The sequence below is a fragment of the Coriobacteriaceae bacterium genome (assembly GCA_025993015.1).
Lineage (GTDB): Bacteria > Actinomycetota > Coriobacteriia > Coriobacteriales > Coriobacteriaceae > Collinsella.
Genome location: DAJPFV010000001.1, coordinates 1,936,325 through 1,956,207, shown reverse-complemented (window position 1 = coordinate 1,956,207; position 19,883 = coordinate 1,936,325). Strand labels below are relative to the sequence as shown.

At 61.6% G+C, this 19,883-nt stretch carries 18 protein-coding genes; 11 read left to right on the top strand and 7 right to left on the bottom strand.

The window, feature by feature from the left end:
* Positions 1-62: 62 nt before the first annotated feature.
* Complete coding sequence (pckA, locus tag OIL77_08340) at positions 63-1,733, bottom strand: phosphoenolpyruvate carboxykinase (ATP) (protein HJI45409.1); 1,671 nt, start codon at positions 1,731-1,733, stop codon at positions 63-65.
* Positions 1,734-2,011: 278 nt separating this feature from the next.
* Positions 2,012-3,583, bottom strand: a complete 1,572-nt coding sequence (locus tag OIL77_08335) for an L-lactate permease (GenBank protein HJI45408.1) — start codon at positions 3,581-3,583, stop codon at positions 2,012-2,014.
* A 438-nt stretch (positions 3,584-4,021) separates the two neighbouring features.
* On the opposite strand from OIL77_08335, the gene OIL77_08330 reads away from it, so the two are divergent.
* A complete protein-coding gene (locus OIL77_08330; protein ID HJI45407.1) occupies positions 4,022-5,344 on the top strand; it encodes a lipopolysaccharide biosynthesis protein in 1,323 nt (440 codons plus the stop codon).
* A gap of 308 nt (positions 5,345-5,652) precedes the next feature.
* Here the strand turns inward: OIL77_08330 and OIL77_08325 are convergent, their stop codons facing one another.
* On the bottom strand, positions 5,653-6,492 hold the full coding sequence (locus OIL77_08325) for a serine/threonine protein phosphatase (protein ID HJI45406.1): 840 nt from the start codon (positions 6,490-6,492) through the stop codon (positions 5,653-5,655).
* Positions 6,493-6,745: 253 nt separating this feature from the next.
* On the opposite strand from OIL77_08325, the gene OIL77_08320 reads away from it, so the two are divergent.
* The 5 genes from OIL77_08320 to OIL77_08300 all read left to right on the top strand — a co-directional run bounded on the left by OIL77_08320 (position 6,746) and on the right by OIL77_08300 (position 13,050).
* Positions 6,746-8,350: a potassium/proton antiporter gene (locus OIL77_08320; protein HJI45405.1), complete on the top strand. Its 1,605-nt coding sequence runs from the start codon at positions 6,746-6,748 to the stop codon at positions 8,348-8,350.
* A gap of 224 nt (positions 8,351-8,574) precedes the next feature.
* The gene (gene serC / locus OIL77_08315; GenBank protein HJI45404.1) at positions 8,575-9,699 is read left to right on the top strand and encodes a 3-phosphoserine/phosphohydroxythreonine transaminase; all 1,125 of its coding nucleotides are present in this window, start codon (positions 8,575-8,577) and stop codon (positions 9,697-9,699) included.
* 69 nt (positions 9,700-9,768) lie between these two features.
* Entirely contained in the window at positions 9,769-10,932 is a 1,164-nt protein-coding gene (locus OIL77_08310) for a phosphoglycerate dehydrogenase (GenBank protein ID HJI45403.1), read from the top strand.
* A gap of 177 nt (positions 10,933-11,109) precedes the next feature.
* On the top strand, positions 11,110-12,330 hold the full coding sequence (locus OIL77_08305) for a M20 family metallopeptidase (GenBank protein HJI45402.1): 1,221 nt from the start codon (positions 11,110-11,112) through the stop codon (positions 12,328-12,330).
* Between the two features lie 39 nt (positions 12,331-12,369).
* Positions 12,370-13,050, top strand: a complete 681-nt coding sequence (locus OIL77_08300; protein HJI45401.1) for a DUF1015 domain-containing protein — start codon at positions 12,370-12,372, stop codon at positions 13,048-13,050.
* Positions 13,051-13,179: 129 nt separating this feature from the next.
* Here the strand turns inward: OIL77_08300 and OIL77_08295 are convergent, their stop codons facing one another.
* The 3 genes from OIL77_08295 to OIL77_08285 form a co-directional block, all read right to left on the bottom strand.
* The gene (locus OIL77_08295; protein ID HJI45400.1) at positions 13,180-13,815 is read right to left on the bottom strand and encodes a histidine phosphatase family protein; all 636 of its coding nucleotides are present in this window, start codon (positions 13,813-13,815) and stop codon (positions 13,180-13,182) included.
* A gap of 17 nt (positions 13,816-13,832) precedes the next feature.
* Positions 13,833-14,375 carry a histidine phosphatase family protein gene (locus tag OIL77_08290; protein ID HJI45399.1) on the bottom strand — a complete coding sequence of 181 codons (543 nt, stop codon included), beginning with the start codon at positions 14,373-14,375 and terminating at the stop codon, positions 13,833-13,835.
* A gap of 82 nt (positions 14,376-14,457) precedes the next feature.
* Complete coding sequence (locus tag OIL77_08285; protein ID HJI45398.1) at positions 14,458-15,129, bottom strand: nitroreductase family protein; 672 nt, start codon at positions 15,127-15,129, stop codon at positions 14,458-14,460.
* Between the two features lie 235 nt (positions 15,130-15,364).
* On the opposite strand from OIL77_08285, the gene OIL77_08280 reads away from it, so the two are divergent.
* Positions 15,365-15,967 (top strand): DUF308 domain-containing protein, encoded by a 603-nt coding sequence (locus tag OIL77_08280; protein HJI45397.1) that lies wholly within the window; start codon positions 15,365-15,367, stop codon positions 15,965-15,967.
* Complete coding sequence (locus OIL77_08275) at positions 15,968-16,450, top strand: DUF188 domain-containing protein (GenBank protein HJI45396.1); 483 nt, start codon at positions 15,968-15,970, stop codon at positions 16,448-16,450.
* 165 nt (positions 16,451-16,615) lie between these two features.
* Here OIL77_08275 and OIL77_08270 read toward each other — a convergent pair whose 3' ends face one another.
* Positions 16,616-17,716, bottom strand: coding sequence for an arsenic efflux protein (locus tag OIL77_08270; GenBank protein HJI45395.1), 1,101 nt, complete (start codon positions 17,714-17,716; stop codon positions 16,616-16,618).
* 172 nt (positions 17,717-17,888) lie between these two features.
* Between OIL77_08270 and OIL77_08265 the strand changes: the two genes are divergently transcribed.
* From OIL77_08265 to OIL77_08255, 3 genes are all read left to right on the top strand, one after another.
* Complete coding sequence (locus OIL77_08265; GenBank protein ID HJI45394.1) at positions 17,889-18,857, top strand: 3'-5' exonuclease; 969 nt, start codon at positions 17,889-17,891, stop codon at positions 18,855-18,857.
* A gap of 314 nt (positions 18,858-19,171) precedes the next feature.
* A complete protein-coding gene (locus tag OIL77_08260; GenBank protein ID HJI45393.1) occupies positions 19,172-19,537 on the top strand; it encodes a metalloregulator ArsR/SmtB family transcription factor in 366 nt (121 codons plus the stop codon).
* A gap of 63 nt (positions 19,538-19,600) precedes the next feature.
* Positions 19,601-19,819: a heavy-metal-associated domain-containing protein gene (locus OIL77_08255; GenBank protein HJI45392.1), complete on the top strand. Its 219-nt coding sequence runs from the start codon at positions 19,601-19,603 to the stop codon at positions 19,817-19,819.
* Positions 19,820-19,883 lie beyond the last annotated feature (64 nt).

Below are 19,883 nucleotides of genomic sequence, written 5' to 3'. Positions count from 1 at the left end.
ACGAGCAAAACCACCACAAAGGTGCCTGTCCCCTTTGTGGTGGATATGGACTCACGGCGAAGCTAGTGGCGGAGTCCCAGCAGGCCGCGGCCGTGATGACGGGCCTCGGCGGACACCTGGGCGTGCGGGCCGGCGGCTTTGACGGACTCGGGCAGGTGCGAGTACTTCTTCTCGAAGTTCTCCTCGAACATCACGGCCAAGTTGTGCGCGGCCTCGTCGTAGCGAGCGGTGCTCTGCCAATACTGGCGCGGCACCAGGATGCCGTCGGGTACGCCGTGGCACGTGGTGGGAATGTCGACGTTAAAGATGTCGTCGTGCACGAACTCGCTGTCCTCGATGGTACCGTCGAGGGCGCGGGCCACCAGGGCGCGCGTGTAGGCAAGCTCGATGCGATGACCCACGCCGTAGCCGCCGCCGATCCAGCCGGTGTTGACCAGGTACACACGCGTGCGGCCGTCGGCGATGCGCTCACCGAGCATCTTGGCATAGACCATGGGGTCGAGCGGCATAAACGGCTCGCCAAACAGCGAAGAGAACGTGGGCGTGGGCTCGGTGACGCCGACCTCGGTGCCGGGGATCTTGGCCGTAAAGCCCGTCACAAAGTGATACATGGCGGCGTCGGCCGTCAGGCGCGAGATGGGCGGCAGCACGCCAAAGGCATCGCAGGTCAGGAAGAGCACGACGCTTGGAGTGGTGCCCATGCCCTTGGTCCACGCGTTGGGAATGTGCTCCACAGGGTATGCCACGCGCGTGTTGTGCGTGATCGAGATGTCGTCGTAGTTGGGCTTGCGGTTCTCGTCGAGCACCACGTTTTCGCAGATCGCGCCAAAGCGGACAGCGTTGAAGATCTCGGGCTCGTGGAACGCGTCCAGGCCCTCGCATTTGGCGTAGCAGCCACCTTCGATGTTGAAGATGCCCATGTCGGACCAACCGTGCTCGTCGTCGCCGATCAGCAGCCGCGTGGGGTTGGCCGAAAGCGTGGTCTTGCCCGTGCCCGAAAGGCCAAAGAACACGGCGGTCTCGTGCGTGACGGGATCCATGCTGGCCGAGCAGTGCATGGGTAGCACGTCGTCCTCGACGGGCAGCAGGTAATTCATGACGCTGAAGATGGACTTTTTGATTTCGCCGGAGTAACCGGTGCCGGCAACCAAAATCACGCGCTCCTGGAAGTTGATGACCACGGCGGCGCTGGAGTTGAGGCCCTTAATGGCGGGATCGCACTGGTAGCCGGGAGCGGCGAGCACGCAGAAGTCCGGCTCGCCGGTGCGTGCGATTTCACGGGCAAGCGGGCGGGCGAGCATCTGCTTAATAAAGAGCGCTTGGCTGGCACGCTCGCAGGCGACAAGCAGGCGACGCGTATGGTTGCGATCGGCACCGGCCATACCGCGAGTGACGAACACATCGCGCTCGTTGAGGTAGTTGACGATACCGGCCTTGATGGCCTCGTAGCTCTCGGCAGAAAGCGGGCGGTTGACGGCACCCCAGGCAATCTTGTCGTGAACATCGGGGGTGTCAACGATAAAGCGGTCATTGGGGGAACGACCAGTGCGCTCCCCCGTCTCGATCACCAGCGCGCCGTTGGATGCCATGCGGCCTTCTTCGCGGCGGATGGCGTGCTCGACGAGCTCCGCGGCGGATAGATCGACCAGCAGACGGGGCTGATTCTCGGCGGGATCTTCGACCAGCGCAATACCAAAGTTGGACAGAACTTCTGCAGGGGTAACACCAGGCATGGGGCCTCCTTTAAAAGCGCGACACGTGGACGCGGCGCGCACTTTACTCACGTAAAGCCCGTTGTACCCGATATGCAAAAACGTTTTTGCGGCAACGGCGAAGCGCCCGCCCAACGGTCAAAAATCGCAGGCAAGCGGCCTAGTCGTTAGGGACGCTTTTAAACGACTAGTCATTGGGGACACTCTTGAACAGACAACATTCAAGGAGTGTCCCCGGATGCCGGCACTTAGGGACGTTCCCAAAGTGCCGGCACATAAGGAACGTCCCTAAGTGCCGACTACAGCGGCAGGCCTTGGCCGAGCATGGCTATGGCGCTCATCAGGACCAGCATGCCGGCGGCGTAGGGCAGGACGGCGCCCAGGAGTTCGGCATCCTTACCGCGCACGAGCACGGCGGCAAGACCAATGGCGAGGGTCTGCGGCGAGATCATCTTACCGGCGGCGACGCCCAGGGCGTTCAACGCGACCATCCAGTAGTCGCTCACACCCAGCGCAGTGGCAGCCTGGCTCTGAATGGGGCCAAACAGCATGCCCGAGGACGTGCCCGAGCCGGTCACAAACGCACCGACTGCGCCGATCCACGGAGCCAGAATCGGGTACAGCCCACCGGCGACGGCGATGCAGAACGCGCTGATCGAAGAGATCATGCCCGCATAGCCCATCACCTTGGCACAGCCCAGCACCGAAAGCATCGTGATCACCGTCGGCATCATCTGCTTCACAGTCGCGGCCAGCACCTCGCCCATCATGCGTGGCGAAGCACCCTGAATGGCACCGCCGGCAAACGCCGCCAGGAAAATCCAGACGCCCGGCGTGTTGATCCACGAAAACGTAAGCGTACCGGGATTCTCACCGCAATACACCTGCACGTGGCTCGCAAACGGCGCGAGCGCGGCATGTACAGCGGGCACCAGGTTAGACGTGCCCAGCAGCAACACAAAGATCAGGATGAAGCACGACCAGGCCGAAAGCGCCGACTTAACGGTGAGCTTCTCCCCCGCCTCGATATTCATGTGAAAGCGTGCGTCCAGACGCCCCGACTTCTCGGCACGCATGGCAAGCGCAGCTGTCAGCGCGAGCGAAACGATGGATCCTACGACCACGGCCAGCTCGGGGCCCACAAACATGGCAACGACCAGAGCCGCGCCGACAAACGACACGCCGGAGAGCAACGCCACGCCGGCAACACCGTGCAGACGCTCGCCCACACTCGCGGCATTGCCCTGGTCATCGGCAACACGGCCCGCAACCAGCACAATAAATAGCGGCATCACCACAAAGAACGGCGCGAGCTGCACCAGCTGAACGGTCGCTAGGTGAAGGGAATCCAAACCCACCAGGTCGGCAACGGACACCGTGGGGATGCCGATGGAGCCGTAGGGCGTGGGCACGCCGTTGGCCAGCAGGCAGATGAGCACGGCAGGCACGGCCTCAAAGCCCAGGCCCGCGAGCATGCCGGCGGGAATGGCGACAGCGGTACCGAAGCCGGCCATGCCCTCCATAAAGCCACCGAAGCACCAAGCCACGAGCAGCGCCAGCAGACGGCGGTCGCTGCTGATGGAGGTGATCATGCTGCCGATCACGTCCATGGCGCCCGTACGAACGCACAGGTTATACGTGAACACCGCGGCGATGATCACCAGGACGATGGGCCACAGAGCCATCAAAAAACCTTCGAGCGAGGCGGTCGCGATCTGCGCTGCCGGCAGGTGCCACCATGCGAAGGCAAGCAAGCACGAAAGGACAAACGATCCGATAGCGGCCTTCCAAGCTGGCCATTTAAAGCACAGCAGCATCACGACCAGCCAAATAATCGGCACAAGAGCCAGTAAGAATGCGGCGACGTCCATAGGTAGAAGCTCCTTGGTACCGCGTGGGCGGCATCGGGGGTGTCACAAAACTTTAACAGGATACCGCACGTTTACCGACAAATTACAGCCGCCCGCCGAAATTATTGAACAATCCGTTCAAAAACACGAGCGAACACCGTCGCGTCTATACTAAAGCGCAGCAATAGAAAGGACTCCGCTTTGAGTATCACGCCCCTCGATAGCATTCGCCGCGCCATCGCCCGCCGCAACGGCACCTCCAACCCCGCTGCATCGAAGGACGGCGCCGCGAAGGCCCAGGGCGGCCGCATCGAGAACGGCCTCTTCCCTGCCTCGCACACTGCCGAGGAACTCGCACGCATCCAAGAGCTGAGTCAGCGCAACGCCGGCGGGCCCGATAGCAGCCAAGCCACACGTCGCCGGCGCGAACGCGATCGGGAGCCCGGCCCCGTCCGCCGCATGGTCAACGCTTGGTGGAACCGTCTGCTCGGCGCCGTCTACGGCGGCGGCTTCTCCATGCAGGAAGCGGAATACGAGGAGCACGCCACCAGTCGCGACTATCTTTGGAACACCCTGGGCACCGCCGTATGGGGCATGGCGTTTCCGCTGCTCACCATTGTGTCGACGCAGCTCGTGGGCGCCGAGGAGGCCGGCAAGTTCTCCATCGCCTTTGTTACCGGCACGCTCATCATGATCGCGTGCAACTACGGCGTGCGCAACTTTCAGGTCTCGGACATCGACGAAAAAACCTCCTTCGCCTCCTACCAGCTCAACCGTTGGCTTTGCGGAGCGCTCGCACTAGGCTGCGGCCTCACGTACAGCAGCGCACGCGGCTACGATGCGCAGATGGCCACGATCGGCCTGGGCGTCTACCTCTATAAGGTGATCGACGGCATCGCCGACGTGTACGAGGGCCGCCTGCAGCAGGCCGACAAGCTCTATTTGGCCGGCATGAGCCAAACGCTGCGTTCCGCCGGCATCATCGCGGTCTTTAGCGTGGCACTGTTCCTCACGCGCAGCATGCCCATCGCGGCCATGGCCATGGGCATCGCCGCGATTGCCTCGCTCGTGCTGGTCACCGCCCCGCTCGCCCTGCTCGAGACCGAAAAATCACGCCGCATGAGCCTGCGCGAGGCTGGCCACCTGTTTATCCAGTGCGCCCCGCTCTTTGGCGCACTGTTCCTGTTTAACCTTATCGAGAGCATGCCCAAGTTCGTGATGGAAGGCGCGCTGGCCTACAAGTATCAGCTGTACTTTAATGCCCTGTTCTTTCCGGCGCAGGGAATTTTGTTGAGCATTGGATTTATCTATAAACCGCAGCTCCTGCGTCTGTCGAGCATTTGGGCGAATCCGCGCAAGCGTCGCCGCTTTGACCTGATTATTGTTGCCGTTATGGCGCTGATCGTGGTCATCACCGGCGTGTGCGCCGCATTTATGGCAGGTCCCGGTATTCCCCTCATGAGCTTTATGTACGGTCTCAGCTTTGAACGCTACCGTACGCTGGCGCTGCTGATGGTCGTCGCCGGCGGCGTCACCGCGGCCATCGACTTTATCTACGCCATCATCACGGTGCTGCGCCACGCTGGAGATGTCACCAAGATCTACCTGATCTGCTTTGCCGTGAGCGTGGTGCTCCCGGTGATTCTGATCAATCTGCTCGGCCTGATGGGCGCCGTCGTGAGCTACCTAGCCATCATGGCCCTACTGCTGGTACTGTTGATTATCGAGTACGCCCACATCCGCCAACGCATAGAGAGGGACCGGAATCCGTACGGCGCCTAATTGCGGCGATGGGAGAAGCTAATTTGCGGTGGAATCACCCCGGCTGGAGTCTCGTTGCGGACACGCAAAACTAAGTGAGTAGACTTTTACCGAATCCCGGACCACACCGACAAAGCACAAGTCCGTGACCAGCGGTTTTATTGAGGCAAATTTGTTGGGTGCTCGGCATTTCCAAAAAAGTCTACTCACTTAGCCAGCGGGCAGCCAAATGATTATTTAATCCCCGTCCCTGAAAAATCAATTTGCGGGCAGAAGGGCAAAAGTAGTCAAAAAAGGCCCCGTCCAAAATTAGCTACCCCTTGCACCGATTATTCGCCCGGGTTGATATTCGCGTAGAACTCCGCCCCATCATCGAGCCGCAGGATGCCCACGCGACCGAACTCGGAGCCGGTGGCGGCGGCGCAATCGATATCGATGCGATCGGGCACGCCGGCAGTGTCCTCGCCGCCCAAGCGCACGATCTGCCCTCGTCCCGATTCCTCATCGAGCCCCGCAAGACCACCGACCTCGCAATAACGCCCGAGCGACACCGTTGGCGTGTGGCCACTCACCACGACCGAACCCTTGCCCTCGGCAGAAAGCAGCCCCGTCGGGGCATCCCAATAGCCATGGCGAATCCAGAGCAAGTCATCGGACGACTGTACGGCGAGCATTTGCTGCAGCAGCTCGCGATCGGCATCGACCGCTCCCCTGCCGTCGCCGCAATCGACACCATGCTCAAGCAAAAACGCACGCGCCGCCTCGGTCTGAATGCCGGCGTGCACCAGCAGGTACGGCCGCTCGGCAGTCTCGACCACCGCGTAGAGCGGCAGCGCGGCCATCCATCGCACGAGCTCCTCGTATGCCTCAAATTCCATGTCGTTGAGCTGCTCGCGCGTCGTCCAGCCACCGTTGATATCCCAGGTCTCGGCATCGAGCGGATCCTGGCCAATGATGGCATCGAGCATGATCTGCTCGTGATTACCCTTGAGCACGTGGGCGTTGGGCAGCGAGCGCACGAGCTTAATAACGCCGACCGGATCGGGCCCGCGATCGATCATGTCGCCCAGCACGTACAGCGTGTCGTCGGACGTCAAAGAGATCTTAGACAGGGCCTCGTCAAGCGCACGCACGTGCCCGTGAGCATCAGATGTCACATAGATCGCCATGGTACGCCTCTCCTTGCATTGCGGCCGAAGCCCGGTGCCGCAACTAAAACTTCAAGTTGAACTTAAACGTTACCCATTGTACTCCGTTGCAATAAAGCTGGAAAGGGTTTCCGAGCAGAGGCAAAGACGGCAGCCATCTATGACGATATCGCGCACGCCCGCAATCCAACCCCATAAACCCACCATCTTTGGGTACAAATAACCGCAGACAACTGACCGTGCCACGCCAACCACCCAGGAGCGGACACTATCCATGAACCAGATCCTTCTCTTTATCGGCCTCGCCATCATTTTGTGCCTGACCATCAAACCCGTCGGCAAAAAACTCCCCTTCCCCACCCTGCTCATCTTTATCGCGCTGGGCATGCTGTTGGGCGTCAACGGCCCGACGCATATCGACTTTAGCGACTACGCACTCACCGAAACCGTCTGCAGCACGGCGCTGCTGTTCATCATGTTCTACGGCGGCTTTAACACCAATATCGACCGCGCCAAGCCCGTCGCTGCGCCGGCGGTGCTGCTGAGCACGCTCGGCGTCGTCATCACTGCCGGCATCACCGGCGTGTTCGCCCACTTCGCGCTGGGGTTCGACTGGATCGGTGGCCTGCTGCTGGGATCGGTCGTGGCATCCACCGACGCGGCAAGCGTCTTTAGCGTACTGCGTGAGCACAGCCTGTCGCTGAGAGGTGGCACCGACTCGCTGCTCGAGGTCGAATCGGGCTCCAACGACCCCGTCGCCTACATGCTCACCGCCGTGCTCGCCACACTAGCGGCCGGCGGCGACATCAACATTCCCGCACTGCTGACCAAGCAGATTATCCTGGGCGTGGGCCTGGGCCTTGCCATCGGCTGGGCGGCGGGCCGCCTGATTGAACGCGCGCACGCAACGGCCAAGGACGCGCAGACCATCTTTTTGTTCGCCGTGGCCATCGTCGCCTACGCGCTGCCGAGCTACCTGGGCGGCAACGGCTTTTTGGCTGTATACCTGGCCGGCATTGTGCTGGGTGCGAGCGACATCACCGGCAAGGTCGAGATGGCGCACTTCTTTGACACCCTCACCGAGATGGCCGAGATGACGATCTTCTTCTTGCTCGGCCTGCTCGTCACGCCCGCACGCCTACCACAGATGCTGCTGCCGGGCCTGGCGCTCATGGCGTTTATGCTCTACGTGAGCCGCCCCATCGCCGTCGGCGTGCTCCTGGCGCCCTTTAAGACGAACCCCCGCCAGGTCGCGCTCGTAAGCTGGGCGGGCCTGCGCGGAGCAGCTTCGGTCGTGTTTAGCCTCTTTGCCGTGGTGGCCGGCGTTCCCGGCGGACACGACCTGTTTGACCTGGTGTTTGTGATTGCCGTGTCGAGCATTGTGGTGCAGGGCTCGCTGCTGCCGGCGGTGGCGAAGAAGCTCGATATGATCGATGCGACCGGCGACGTGCGTCGCACCTTTAACGACTACCGCGACGAAGACGGCATGTCGTTCGTCAAGCTCAAAGTAGGCGCTGGACATCCGTTTGCCGGACGCTCGCTCGCCGACATTGGCAGCGCAACGGACATGCTGGTGGTCTTGGTGCTGCGTGACGGCGCCCATCCGGTGCTGCCCAACGGCGATACCGTGATCCAGGAAGGCGATCTGCTGGTGATGGCCGCCCCAACGTTCGAAGAGCGTGCCGAGGTTACGCTGCGCGAGGTCACCGTGACGCCCCACGGTCGCCTGGCCGGCCAGCGCCTGCGCGATGTGCCACAAGGCAAGCATCCGTTTATTGTGGTGATGCTCAAGCGCGAAGGCCAAACGATCATCCCCGACGGCAACACCCTAATATACGCCGGCGACGAAGTCGTCATCGCCACGCTAGCATCGTACTAACTAGGAGGTAGCTAATTTAGGACGAAGAGATCAAGCGCCTAGAGAACCTCATGTCTTCGCTCGCAGATTTGGATTTGCCTGAGGAGTAAGGTCGCCCCTCTCCCATGTAACCATACTGTAAATCATAGCGGCGCAGTCGAGTTTTACCGTGATGCGGTCGCGCCTGGCGCTCCACTGTGCTAAAGTATCCCGAACGTTCAAACGACTACGAGGGAGACTAGAAGATGGCACGTGTGCACAACTTCTCAGCTGGCCCGGCCGCACTGCCCACAAGCGTGCTCGCCGAGATCGCCGACGAGATGATGGACTACCGCGGTTGCGGCATGTCCGTGCTCGAGATGAGCCATCGATCTAGCATGTACCAGCAGATCATCGACGACGCCGAGGCAACCCTGCGTCGCCTGCTGAGCATCCCGAACAACTACCACGTCCTATTTTTGCAGGGCGGCGCCACGCTACAGTTTGCGGGCATCCCGATGAACCTCATGCGCCGCGGCCGCGCCGGCTACGTCGTGACCGGCAACTTTGCCAACAAGGCATACAAAGAAGCCGACAAGTACGGCGAGGCCGTGCTGCTCGCGAGCTCCGAGGACACCAACTTCGACCGCATCCCCGACATGGCCGACATCAACGCGCGCATTGCCGCCGAGGCCGCGGGCGACGGGCTCGACTACGTTTACATCTGCCAGAACAACACCATCTTTGGCACCATGTACCACGAGCTGCCCGCTTGCGGCGACGTACCGCTGGTCGCAGATGTCTCGAGCTGCTTTCTGTCGCAGCCGCTCGACGTCGAGCGCTACGGGCTCATCTACGCCGGCGCTCAGAAAAACGCCGGCGCCGCGGGCGTGACCGTGGTTATCGTGCGCGACGACCTCATCGCCGACGGCCCCGCCTTTGCGCAGACACCGCAGTACATGGACCTTAAGGCCCAGGCCGCCAAGGGCTCCATGCTCAACACGCCCAACACCTTTGGCATCTACGTGTGCGGCAAGGTGTTCCATTGGGTCGAGGAGACCGGCGGACTTGCCGCCATGGCCGAGCGCAACTGGGCCAAGGCCAACCTGCTCTACGACCTGCTCGAGCACAGCGAGCTGTTCCACGGCACCACGCAGGAGGACAGCCGCTCCATCGCCAACGTCACGTTCCGTACCGGCGATGCCGACCTCGACGCCGCCTTTGTCGCAGGCGCGGCCGAGCACCAGATTCAAAACGTCAAGGGCCATCGCCTGGTGGGCGGCATGCGCGCCAGCGTCTACAACGCCGTAACCATGGAAGATGTGCAGGCACTGACCTCGTACATGAAGGACTTCGAAACGCAGCGTAGTTTGAGCCCGCGATCTAACTAGCCCGCAACCCGCGGGCCGACCAGCCACTTCAAACCACCTGTTTAAACCAAACCTGCTAAGGAGTTTTTCATGCGCAAGATCAAAACCATCGACGACATCACCAAAGACGGCAAGGTCGAGTTTGGTGAGGGCTACGAGTTTGTGAGCACCGCCGAAGAGGCCGACGCCATTCTGATGCGCTCGACCGACCTGCACGGCTACGAGCTGCCCGAGGGCATCCGCGCCATCGCCCGCTGCGGCGCCGGCGTCAACAACATCCCCGTCGAGGAGTACGCCAAGAAGGGCGTCGTCGTCTTTAACTCCCCCGGCGCCAACAGCAACGCCGTTAAGGAGCTCGTCCTAGGCATGCTGGTGCTCTCGAGCCGCGGCGTGGTGCAATCAATGAACTGGGTGCGTGACAACGCCGACGACCCCGAGATTCAGGTCGATGCCGAAAAGGCCAAGAAGGCCTTTGTGGGCCGCGAGCTCAAGGGCAAGCGCATCGGTGTCATCGGCCTGGGCAACGTGGGCTCCAAGGTCGCCAACGCCTGCGTCGATCTGGGCATGGACGTTTACGGCTACGACCCGTTCATTTCCGTCGAGCACGCGTGGGTGCTGAGCCGCGAGGTGCAGCGCGTGGGCACGCTCGAGGATCTCTGCCGCGGCTGCGACTACCTCACCGTGCACGTGCCCAGCAAGGCCGACACCATCGGCATGATCAGCACCGAACAGATTAACCTGCTGGCACCGGACGCCGTGCTCATCAACTACGCGCGCGAAACCATCATTGACGAGGACGCCGTCGACGCCGCCCTGCGCGAGGGCAAGCTCAGCTGGTTTAGCTGCGACTTCGCCACGCCCAAGACGGTCAAGATGCCCAATACGTTTATCACCACGCACTCGGGCGCCGGCACCGGCGAGGCCGAGGCCAACTGCGCCGACATGGCCATCAGCGAGCTCAAGGATTACCTGGAGAACGGCAACATCGCACACAGCGTCAACTACCCCGCCTGCAGCATGGGCAAGGCGCGCGCTGCAAGCCGCATTGCCTGCCTGCATGCCAACGTGCCCAACATGATCGGCCAGATCACGGCCATCCTGGCCAAGGACAACGCCAACGTGCAGCGTATGACCAACGAGTCCGCCGGCGAGAACGCCTACACCATGTTCGACACCGACGAACACCTAGACAGCAGCACCATCGAGGCGCTCAAGCAGATTCCGTCGATGTATCGCGTGCGCGTGATCAAGTAGCGCCGACTGACCTGACGGGCAGTTCCCCATGTGGCCTGCCCGTCGCTGACATTGAATGCCCGCGGGGGCGCCTTTCGCACGAGAGGCGCCCCCATTTTTGTGAGCGCTCCATTAAATGCACTGAGCCGCTTCTTGGCATACAATCTGTATGTTGACCTAACTATCTGTGAGGTGCCTATGGTTGATACAGATTTTGCTTGGCGGCTTACGCAAGGGCTCGTGCGGATCGACAGTTCAGACCCGGGTGCGTATGAGGACGAGATTGAGCGCTATATCAAAGCGTTGGTTGAGGAACGGTTGGCGCAGCTGAGCTATCCGGTACTCGATGCCGTGCAGATTGCAGAGCACGAAGTACTCCCCGGACGCCGCAATCTAATGGTCACCGTGCCGGGCCAAAGCGACGAGCCACGGCTCGTCTACATCTGCCATTTGGATACCGTCACCTTGGGCGATGGCTGGGACGCGGACATTCCGCCGCTCGGAGCGATCGTGCGCAACGATAAGCTCTACGGCCGTGGTGCCTGCGATATGAAGGGTGGCCTGGCCTGCGCCATTGCCGCGCTGGTCCATACGCTCGAGCGCGTGGTGGCGGATGGCGCGCTGCCGCGTCGCGGCTTTTCGCTCATCTGCTCGGTCGACGAGGAAGATTTTATGCGCGGCTCAGAGGCCGCGATCGATGCTGGCTGGGTCGGCTCGCGCGAATGGATGCTGGACACCGAGCCCACCGACGGACAGATCCAGGTGGCGCACAAGGGGCGTACGTGGTTCGAGATTGAAATGGCTGGCGTGACGGCGCATGCGAGCCAGCCCTGGAAGGGCGCGGATGCCGTCGCCGCCATGGCCGAGGCCGTGTGCTCGCTTCGCCGCGCATTTGCGGCGCTGCCCGTGCATAATGAGCTGGGGCCTTCGACCATCACGTTTGGCCAAATCGAGGGCGGATATCGCCCCCATGTCGTGCCCGACCGCGCCAAAGTCTGGGTCGACATGCGTCTGACGCCTCCGACCGATACGGCCGCCGCGAAGCGCATGGTAGAGCTGGCCATCGCCGGCGCCGAAGCCGCGGTCCCCGGTTGCCATGGCAGCTACACCGTGACGGGCGACCGCCCCGCCATCGAGCGCGACCCGAACTCTCCCCTTCTAGCAGCGCTCAAGCGTGCCGCCGATGACGTGACGGACGCGGACACGACCGTCGGCTTCTTTACCGGCTACACCGACACCGCCGTCATTGCCGGCAAGACAGGTAACCGCAATTGCATGAGCTACGGTCCCGGGTCGCTCGCGCTCGCGCACAAGCCCAACGAATATGTGCCCCACGCCGATATCGTTCGTTGTCAGCAGGTGCTAATCGCGCTCGCCGATAACGTGCTCTGGGACGCGAGCGGCCAAGTTGGGGCATAATAAGCCGCGAACAAACCGACTCGTGCGTTAGGACCGCCCATGAAAGCACTTCCGTTTCCCTGCATCCGCCCGGCTCAGGACCGCGTGCTCGAGGCGCTGCCTGCAATGGGCAGCATCCTGAGCGGCAACGATGCTCTGCGCGGAGCCCTTGCCGATGGTCTGATGCTCAAGGACCCGGGTGCGGCGTATTACGTGTACGAATGCTCGGGCGAGCCGGGACGTGTGACGGGTGTCGTGGCGATCTGCCCGGTTGGTGCGCTGGCGGGCGGCGACGCGGTTGCCGCCGATACGACCGCCGCTGCGCGCGCAATCGCCGACCTCAAGGTACAGCCCCGTCCCGTAACGCTTGTCTACGAAGCCTCTCCCGTCATGGATATCATCCTCGGCGCCGCAAAAGAGGGCGCTTCACTCTATGCCGTCACCGACCCCGCCGGCATTACGCACCGCGTGTGGGAGGTCAAGCGCGAGGACGCCGTCGGGGCCATCCGCGCCATGCTCGACCAGGCGCCGGAGCCGGCACTGGCCGACGACCCTGCCTACGCTGTCGCACTAGTCGAGGCATCACAGCTCCTGGCCGACGATGCACGTGCCGCCGGCACCTACACGGGCAAAGAGCCGTTCAACTTTGCCGTAGCTGCGCTCTTCCCCGCCGCGCAGGTCAGCGGCGGCGCGGCGCAGGTTCCGACGGGTCTGCTCACGCACCAGGTCGCGCGGTTCTAGCAAGACCAGACCGTCCAGCACAAAAATCGGCAGCCCAACAAACAGGGGGCGGAGATGCAGCAGGTACATGCATCTCCGCCCCTTTTGCGTCGAGAAGTTATGCCGACGACCCGTGCCGCCGCGCTCGCGTTATCCGCGCTGCGGACCCGCAGTAGCCACGAGCGGTTCAAGCCCCAGCTCGCGCGCGTAGTCTTCCTGCGTAAAGACTTCGACCAGTTCAAACGTATCGGCCGCATCGTCAAACGCAAAATGCAGCACTGAGCAGTTGCCCGGCACGCGTTCGCGCTCGTCGGCCGCCGCGCCCCGCACGTGGTCCAAAAACTCCTTGATAGCCGAACCGTGGCTCACCGCGAGCACGCACTCGTGGTCCGGACGTCGCATAAGATCGGTTATCGTCGCCGCCATGCGCTCGCGCACCTGCATCTGGCCCTCGCCGCCAAACTGACGATAGAAATCTCGCCACGGGCGCTCGGGCATAAGCATCACGCGCTCGGCCTCAAAGTCGCCAAAGAACCACTCACGCAGACCGTCCAGGCGCTCGTACGCCAAGCCCGGCCACAGGTTGGCGATAGTCTGCTCGGTGCGATGAAGTGTGGAGGTGTAGGCATGATCGGGTTCAATGCCGCGCGCACGTAAGAACATGCCGGCACGCGCCGCCTGGTCGCATCCCAGCTGCGTGAGCGGCGAGTCACTCCAACCCTGAATAATGCGCTTAAGGTTGAATATTGTCTGCCCATGACGAACCAGATACAGGTCTTTATTCATAGGGGTCCTTTCGTTCGTTACCAATCAAGGAGCGAAAACGCACCGTCGCAATAGCCAAAATGAAGCACGGCACCGTTGTCGGGTAGCTCTCCCCTGCCAGTCACATACTCAAGAAACTCCTGGCAGGAAGAGCCGTGGGAGACTGCCAGCACACAGTCGTGCTGCGGCCTGGCCATGATGTGGGACAGCGCCGCGACCATGCGCGACTGGAGCTCGCCTTCAGACTCGCCACCAAAGGCCACCGGATAATCACCCCAGGGCTGCGGCGGCATCTCGCGATTTGATGTACCCTCCAGCGAGCCCAAATGCCACTCGCGCAGGTCATCGACCAGCTCTATCGAGCGGCCCTCACCAGCAATTAGCTCAGCCGTATGCCGCGCCCGGCCCAACGGCGAGGAATACACACGGTCAAAGGTCACGCCACGCGCCTCAAACGCCGCGCGCGTCGCCAGCGCCTGCTCGCGCCCGCGCGCCGTAAGCGGCGAATCGTGCCCACCCTGCAAAATGTTCTGCACATTGAGCTCAGTCTGCCCATGCCGCACCAAATACAAATCTGCCACACGTCCTCCCCTCGCACCACCGCAAAGGGGACAGGTACCTTTGTGGTGGTTTACCGCCGGATCACACCGCGGTGACGCTCAGCTACACCAGTACGTCGGCAAGCGGGCGCTTGGGTACGTGGTGCACCTGCGCCTCGTCGCGCCAGTAATTAATTGAGCCGTCGGGGTTGGAATCGATCGCATCGATCACCTGCGTCTCGGCCGGAACGCCAAACGCCATGATCAGCTTGAGCTCATACTTGTCGCTATCGAGCCCCATGGCATCGATCGCGTGGGGCGTAAAGGCCTTGAACATGCAGGCAGCCACCTCGGGCGTGGCGCTGCGGGCGGCGAGCATCATCGTCTGCGCGGCAATGCCCGTGTCGACCTCAGTAATAGGAGCGGCGGGCTTACCCGGAACGGCGCGCTCGGCAAGAATCGCGATGTAGCCGGTCGGGCGCTCGCCCTCATCGGGACCCGGCCAATCCTTGAGCGCACCGGCCCATGCAAGCTCGTCAAATACACGCGCGCAGTCCTCTGCACCGCTTACCACATGAAAACGCAGACGCTGAGCATTGGCACCACAGGGAGTCAGGTGCGCCAGCTCCGCCAGCTCAAGCAAAAGCTCACGCGGCACGCGCATGGACTCGTCAAAGCGACGGCACGTGCGGGCGCAGCGAACCAACGCATCAAACGCGTCCAAGCCGAGCTTTTCGCAACCCTGCTTTGCCATCGACTCAGCGCTTACCGGCGCTGCGGGAACTGCTTCGTTCATAGGGACCCCCAATTTCGGGCAATTGTTCTTAGGAAAATCTAACCTAAAACGTAGGCAATAACGAACAGGGCTGCAATGTTCTACACCTGTTGAATAGAAAATCGCGACGTGGGGAACAACGGAAACAATTCGGGGCCTTTGGGTTACGTTCCGCCCTCCCCGACCCATACGCCAGCGCCTTTAGGCGATACTGGTCGTAATGATCAAGGCTTACGCCGCACGGAAAGGAGACATTATGGGCATCTTTAAGAACGATGACCAAAAATCGAGCCAGTTTGGATTTGACGAGAAAAGCATGGCGGGCAAAGCCGTCAAGGCCGTACGCTGGATTTACGCCATCACGGGCGTCTTAGCGCTCATTGCTGGTATCGCGCTGCTTTTTGCACCCGCCAAGTCCCTCGTCTTTTTGACGACTGTCCTGGGTTTTTACTTTGTAATCACTGCTGCCATCAGACTGTTCACTGCCATTTTTGAGCCACTGCTGCCCACCGGCTGGCGCGTGACGAGCATCATCTCCAACCTACTCATTATCTTGGGCGGCGTCATAATCCTGCGCAACCAGGCCTTCTCGACCGCGACGCTCACCACGATGGTGGTTATCGTGGCCGGCTTTGGCTGGATCGTCGAAGGTGTCATGTCCATTCTGGAGTCCGAGCTTTCGTCCAACCGTGCCCTCGCCATCCTGAGCGGCGCGCTCTCCATCATCGCCGGCATGTTCGTGTTTATCTATCCGCTGTGGTCGGCCAAGATGCTCGTCATCTTTAGCGGCGCCGCACTGCTGGTGTTTGGCGTAACGCTGATTGTTCGCGCTATTCAATTTGGCAAACTGGTGCACTAGATGCCGCGAACGCTCTTTATTGATGCAGACGCCTGCCCGGTCACGCGCGAGTCGATTGACTGCGCGCGGCGGGCGGGCGTCGCCGTCGTTATCGCCGGCAACAGCACACAGAACCTGGAACGCCACATTCGCCGCGACGATCCGCGCGACGTCGAGCATGCGCGACGCGGATTTTGGGTCACGACGCTCGATGTGAGCGTGGGCGCCGACAGCGCCGACTTTGCCATTGTCGAACGCCTGCAGGCGGGCGATGTAGTCGTGACGCAGGACATTGGCTTGGCGAGCATGGTGCTCGGGCGCGATGCCGCCGCCATCGGCGTGCGCGGGCGCGTCTACGATAAGGCGACCATCGACATGCAACTGTTTATTCGCCACGAGGAAAAGAAGGTGCGCCGCGCCGGCGGTCGCACTCGCGGTCCGGCGGCATTTACCAGCGAAGACCGGGCCCGCTTTAAGCGCAACCTCACCGAGCTGCTGCGCTAACCAAGGTAGATTTTCGGGACATGCCCGGAAATCTACCTTTTTGTTTTGCGCGGTGTGAGCGCTCGGAATCCATGGCTCAACAAAAAACGGGCTTCAAAATGCCATGCGTCGCCGCATTGCGCAGGCGCCGAGCATGGCTATTTGAAGCCCATTTTTTAGGCCTACTTAGAGGCCGAAGGCGGATAGGATAAGGCCCCAGCCGGCGCCGATGACGTACATCATGACCAGGAACACGGCGTTTTCACGAGCGCTGCGGTTGGTGCGGAACAGGACAAGATAGCCCACGCCGGCGGAAATGAGCGTGCCGGCGAGCATCGGCGCCAGCTGTAGCGCGCCCTCCAGGTACAGCTGCGTAATGACCACGCTGGCCGAGCAGTTGGGGATCAGGCCGACGAGTGCCGAGCCCAAGACGGCGAGCGTCTCGTTGCCACGCAGGAACTGCTCGATCGCGGACTCTCCGAAGGTCTCGAGCACGGCAACTAGAATCAGCGTCACCAGGAAAATAAAAACCGAAACCTGCACGGTGTGCGAGATCGCGCTGCGGATAATCGACAGGACGGGCGCACCTTCGTGGGAGTGACCGTGGTCGTGCCCATGGCCGTGGTGGTGCTCATGCTCGCCTGCGTGACCGTGGTCATGGCTGTGTCCGTGGTCGCGCTCGTGTTCATCTTCATCATCATCGCAACCGCAATGGTCGCGCTCGCACAACTCGTGGATGTGGTCGGCGCTCACGCCCGCCTCGGCCACTTCATCAATGATGTCGCCCCCGGTATGGTCGTCGTGCGCGCAGTTCACATGAGCCGGATTGGCAGCGGTCCCCAGCACGGTACGGCGAATCGCCGCATGCGCGCGGGAATTACGACGAAGGCCGCGGATAGCCGCGTCCACGATAAAGCCCGTGACCAGCGCGATCAGTGCCTTCGAAGCCAAAAGCATCGCCATGGTCTGCACGGGCACCTGCTCGGCGAGCAACAGCGGCAGCATCTCATCGGAGGTCGAGAGGAACACGGCGACCAGCGTGCCCAGCGTCACGACACGGCCGGCGTACAGCGTTGCTGCCATGGCCGAAAATCCGCACTGCGGCACAATGCCCAGCAGCGAGCCAGCCACGGGACCCGCAGCGCCGGCGCGCTTGATAGCGCCGTTGACGCGGTCGCCCGCAACGTGCTCAAGTGTCTCGAGAGCAAGATACGTCACCAACAAAAACGGCGCCAGCGAGAGCGTGTCCTTGCCGGCGTCGAGCAGAATATCAATCAGCAAATCCATGACGGATGGAACCTTTCATGTCTTTCGGCAGCATTGTAAAAGTCCTAGCGGTCAACTAGGGTATTGTAGTTGTCCTAGGCGCGATGCCAATAGTTGCCCATGGTAAACTATCATCTCGCCATAACTCAATGCCACCGAGCCGCGCGACACGGCCCGTCCAAGGAGCAGTTATATGAACGTTTCACAAGCACTCGAATACGAGCGCCAGCCGTTTATTCCCATGTTTATCTATGGCGATCACGGCGCCATGGAGTCCGAGCGCCAGAAGGGCGAGGAGGCCCTTAAGGTGCTCGAAACCGAGTACTTTACCGCCGAGGGCGACCCCAGCTTCGACTTTGCCACCGTGCGCGACCTGGCTGACCGCAACCGCGACCTGTGCGACCAGATTGGCGAGGCGCGCCTGCGCAACGTGACGCCCGCGACGCTTTCGCGCGGCCTGTCCGATGCCGACACCTGCGCCGCCATCGGCAAGATGCAAAAGCGCACCGCCGCGTCGGTCATGCGCGAGATCCGCGGCGACCGCGACGCGCTCGGCGTGGCCTACGCCCGCAAGCCCATCCAGGGCACCGTGCTCGGTATCGACATCGAGACCACCGGCCGTGCACCCGAGCGCGGTTATATCATCAATGTGGGTTGGGAAATCATGGAGCTCACCAGCGACGCCGTCCCGCACGACGCCGAGGCGCACTACTGCGGTCTGCCCGACATCTACCGCGGCGAGGATGTGCCGTTGTCGAATATCCACCACATCACCTGGGACGACATCGACGGCAAAAAGCCATTCCGCGAGAACAAGGAACTGCAGAAGCAGCTGCTCAAGCTTATGAAGAAGTACCCGTACATGGCGCACAACGCCGCCTTTGAGGACAGTTGGTTCAAGATCCACCTGGACGGCTACGCCGAGGCACGCCGCGCCGGCAAGATCATCATCATCGATTCACGCCAGATCTGCCGCAGCCTGGATGCCGACGTCCGCTCGCTCCCCCGCGAATCCGCGCCCGCCGCGCTCGAGAACTGGGCCCGCCGCCGCGGCACCCTCGCTGCCGACGCCAACGAGCAGCATCTGGGCCTGGACGACACCGATCTCATGCTCCGCACGGTTCAGGCCGAGTTCAACCTCAAGAACCTGTTTGCCAAGTAGATTGCCAAGCAGAGGCGCCATTCGCGAGCAATACCTTCCGAGCCATAGCGCCTGTGCAAAAGCAATACGCCGAGGCGTCCTTTTCAAGCGACGCAATGCGGGCCGATATCCAAGTGGATATCGGCCCGTTTTTGCACGTCGCCAAGGTACCCACGTTGGCATCGGCGACCTTATCCGCACCCACCGATGCCCTTAGCCGCCACAAGGGTCATTCGATAGCAAAATATTTCACGAATTATATTGACATATGAACATGCGCTCATATAATCGGAATTAAGTTATATGAGCGAATGTTCATATGAAAGGATGGTGCAATGAGCGACCACGCTGATGAAACAAAGACTGGCATCGAGGCCACCGAGCCGATCGTTCCCACCACCTGCTCGCCCGAGGACCTTCCCGACGAGGAGCTGCTGTACGACCTTGCCGACCTGTTCAAGGTCTTCAGCGACACCACGCGCATCAAGATTCTCTACGCCCTCATGGGCCGCGAGCTCTGCGTGGCAGACATCGCCGAAGCGACCGAGACCTCGCAGTCCGCGGTGTCGCACCAGCTGCGCACGCTTAAGCAGTCGCACCTGGTCAAGTTCCGCCGCGACGGCCGCAACATCCTCTACTCGCTTGCCGACGATCACGTCTACACCATGCTCAACCAGGGCATGAGCCATATCTGCGAATAGCAACCAACCACGGTACCAGCGCGGCCTGCACCCAAGCCGCAAATACAGGGAAAGGAACCCACCATGAAAAAGCAGTTTAAGCTCGACGAGATCGACTGCGCCAACTGCGCGCGCGAGCTTCAGGACGAGCTGGCCAAGCTCGAGGGCGTCAAATCCGTGTCCGTCAACTTTATGACCCAGAAGCTGACGCTCGAGGCCGATGACGCCGAGTTCGACGAGGTGCTCAACCGCGTTGTAGAGTTTACGGCCGACGCCGAGCCGGACTGCGAGATCATTCTCTAGCCCAGGTTTACGCCAACCTGCAAGGCCGCGCTTGACGCGGCCTTTGCTCGCGAAATTATATGAG

Excerpts from the sequence above, each read along its gene's own strand:
- pckA (HJI45409.1), bottom strand. The coding sequence starts at position 1,733 with ATGCCTGGTGTTACCCCTGCAGAAGTTCTGTCCAACTTTGGTATTGCG.
- OIL77_08335 (HJI45408.1), bottom strand. The coding sequence starts at position 3,583 with ATGGACGTCGCCGCATTCTTACTGGCTCTTGTGCCGATTATTTGGCTG.
- OIL77_08330 (HJI45407.1), top strand. The coding sequence starts at position 4,022 with ATGGTCAACGCTTGGTGGAACCGTCTGCTCGGCGCCGTCTACGGCGGC.
- OIL77_08325 (HJI45406.1), bottom strand. The coding sequence starts at position 6,492 with ATGGCGATCTATGTGACATCTGATGCTCACGGGCACGTGCGTGCGCTT.
- OIL77_08320 (HJI45405.1), top strand. The coding sequence starts at position 6,746 with ATGAACCAGATCCTTCTCTTTATCGGCCTCGCCATCATTTTGTGCCTG.
- serC (HJI45404.1), top strand. The coding sequence starts at position 8,575 with ATGGCACGTGTGCACAACTTCTCAGCTGGCCCGGCCGCACTGCCCACA.
- OIL77_08310 (HJI45403.1), top strand. The coding sequence starts at position 9,769 with ATGCGCAAGATCAAAACCATCGACGACATCACCAAAGACGGCAAGGTC.
- OIL77_08305 (HJI45402.1), top strand. The coding sequence starts at position 11,110 with ATGGTTGATACAGATTTTGCTTGGCGGCTTACGCAAGGGCTCGTGCGG.
- OIL77_08300 (HJI45401.1), top strand. The coding sequence starts at position 12,370 with ATGAAAGCACTTCCGTTTCCCTGCATCCGCCCGGCTCAGGACCGCGTG.
- OIL77_08295 (HJI45400.1), bottom strand. The coding sequence starts at position 13,815 with ATGAATAAAGACCTGTATCTGGTTCGTCATGGGCAGACAATATTCAAC.
- OIL77_08285 (HJI45398.1), bottom strand. The coding sequence starts at position 15,129 with ATGAACGAAGCAGTTCCCGCAGCGCCGGTAAGCGCTGAGTCGATGGCA.
- OIL77_08280 (HJI45397.1), top strand. The coding sequence starts at position 15,365 with ATGGGCATCTTTAAGAACGATGACCAAAAATCGAGCCAGTTTGGATTT.
- OIL77_08275 (HJI45396.1), top strand. The coding sequence starts at position 15,968 with ATGCCGCGAACGCTCTTTATTGATGCAGACGCCTGCCCGGTCACGCGC.
- OIL77_08270 (HJI45395.1), bottom strand. The coding sequence starts at position 17,716 with ATGGATTTGCTGATTGATATTCTGCTCGACGCCGGCAAGGACACGCTC.
- OIL77_08265 (HJI45394.1), top strand. The coding sequence starts at position 17,889 with ATGAACGTTTCACAAGCACTCGAATACGAGCGCCAGCCGTTTATTCCC.
- OIL77_08260 (HJI45393.1), top strand. The coding sequence starts at position 19,172 with ATGAGCGACCACGCTGATGAAACAAAGACTGGCATCGAGGCCACCGAG.
- OIL77_08255 (HJI45392.1), top strand. The coding sequence starts at position 19,601 with ATGAAAAAGCAGTTTAAGCTCGACGAGATCGACTGCGCCAACTGCGCG.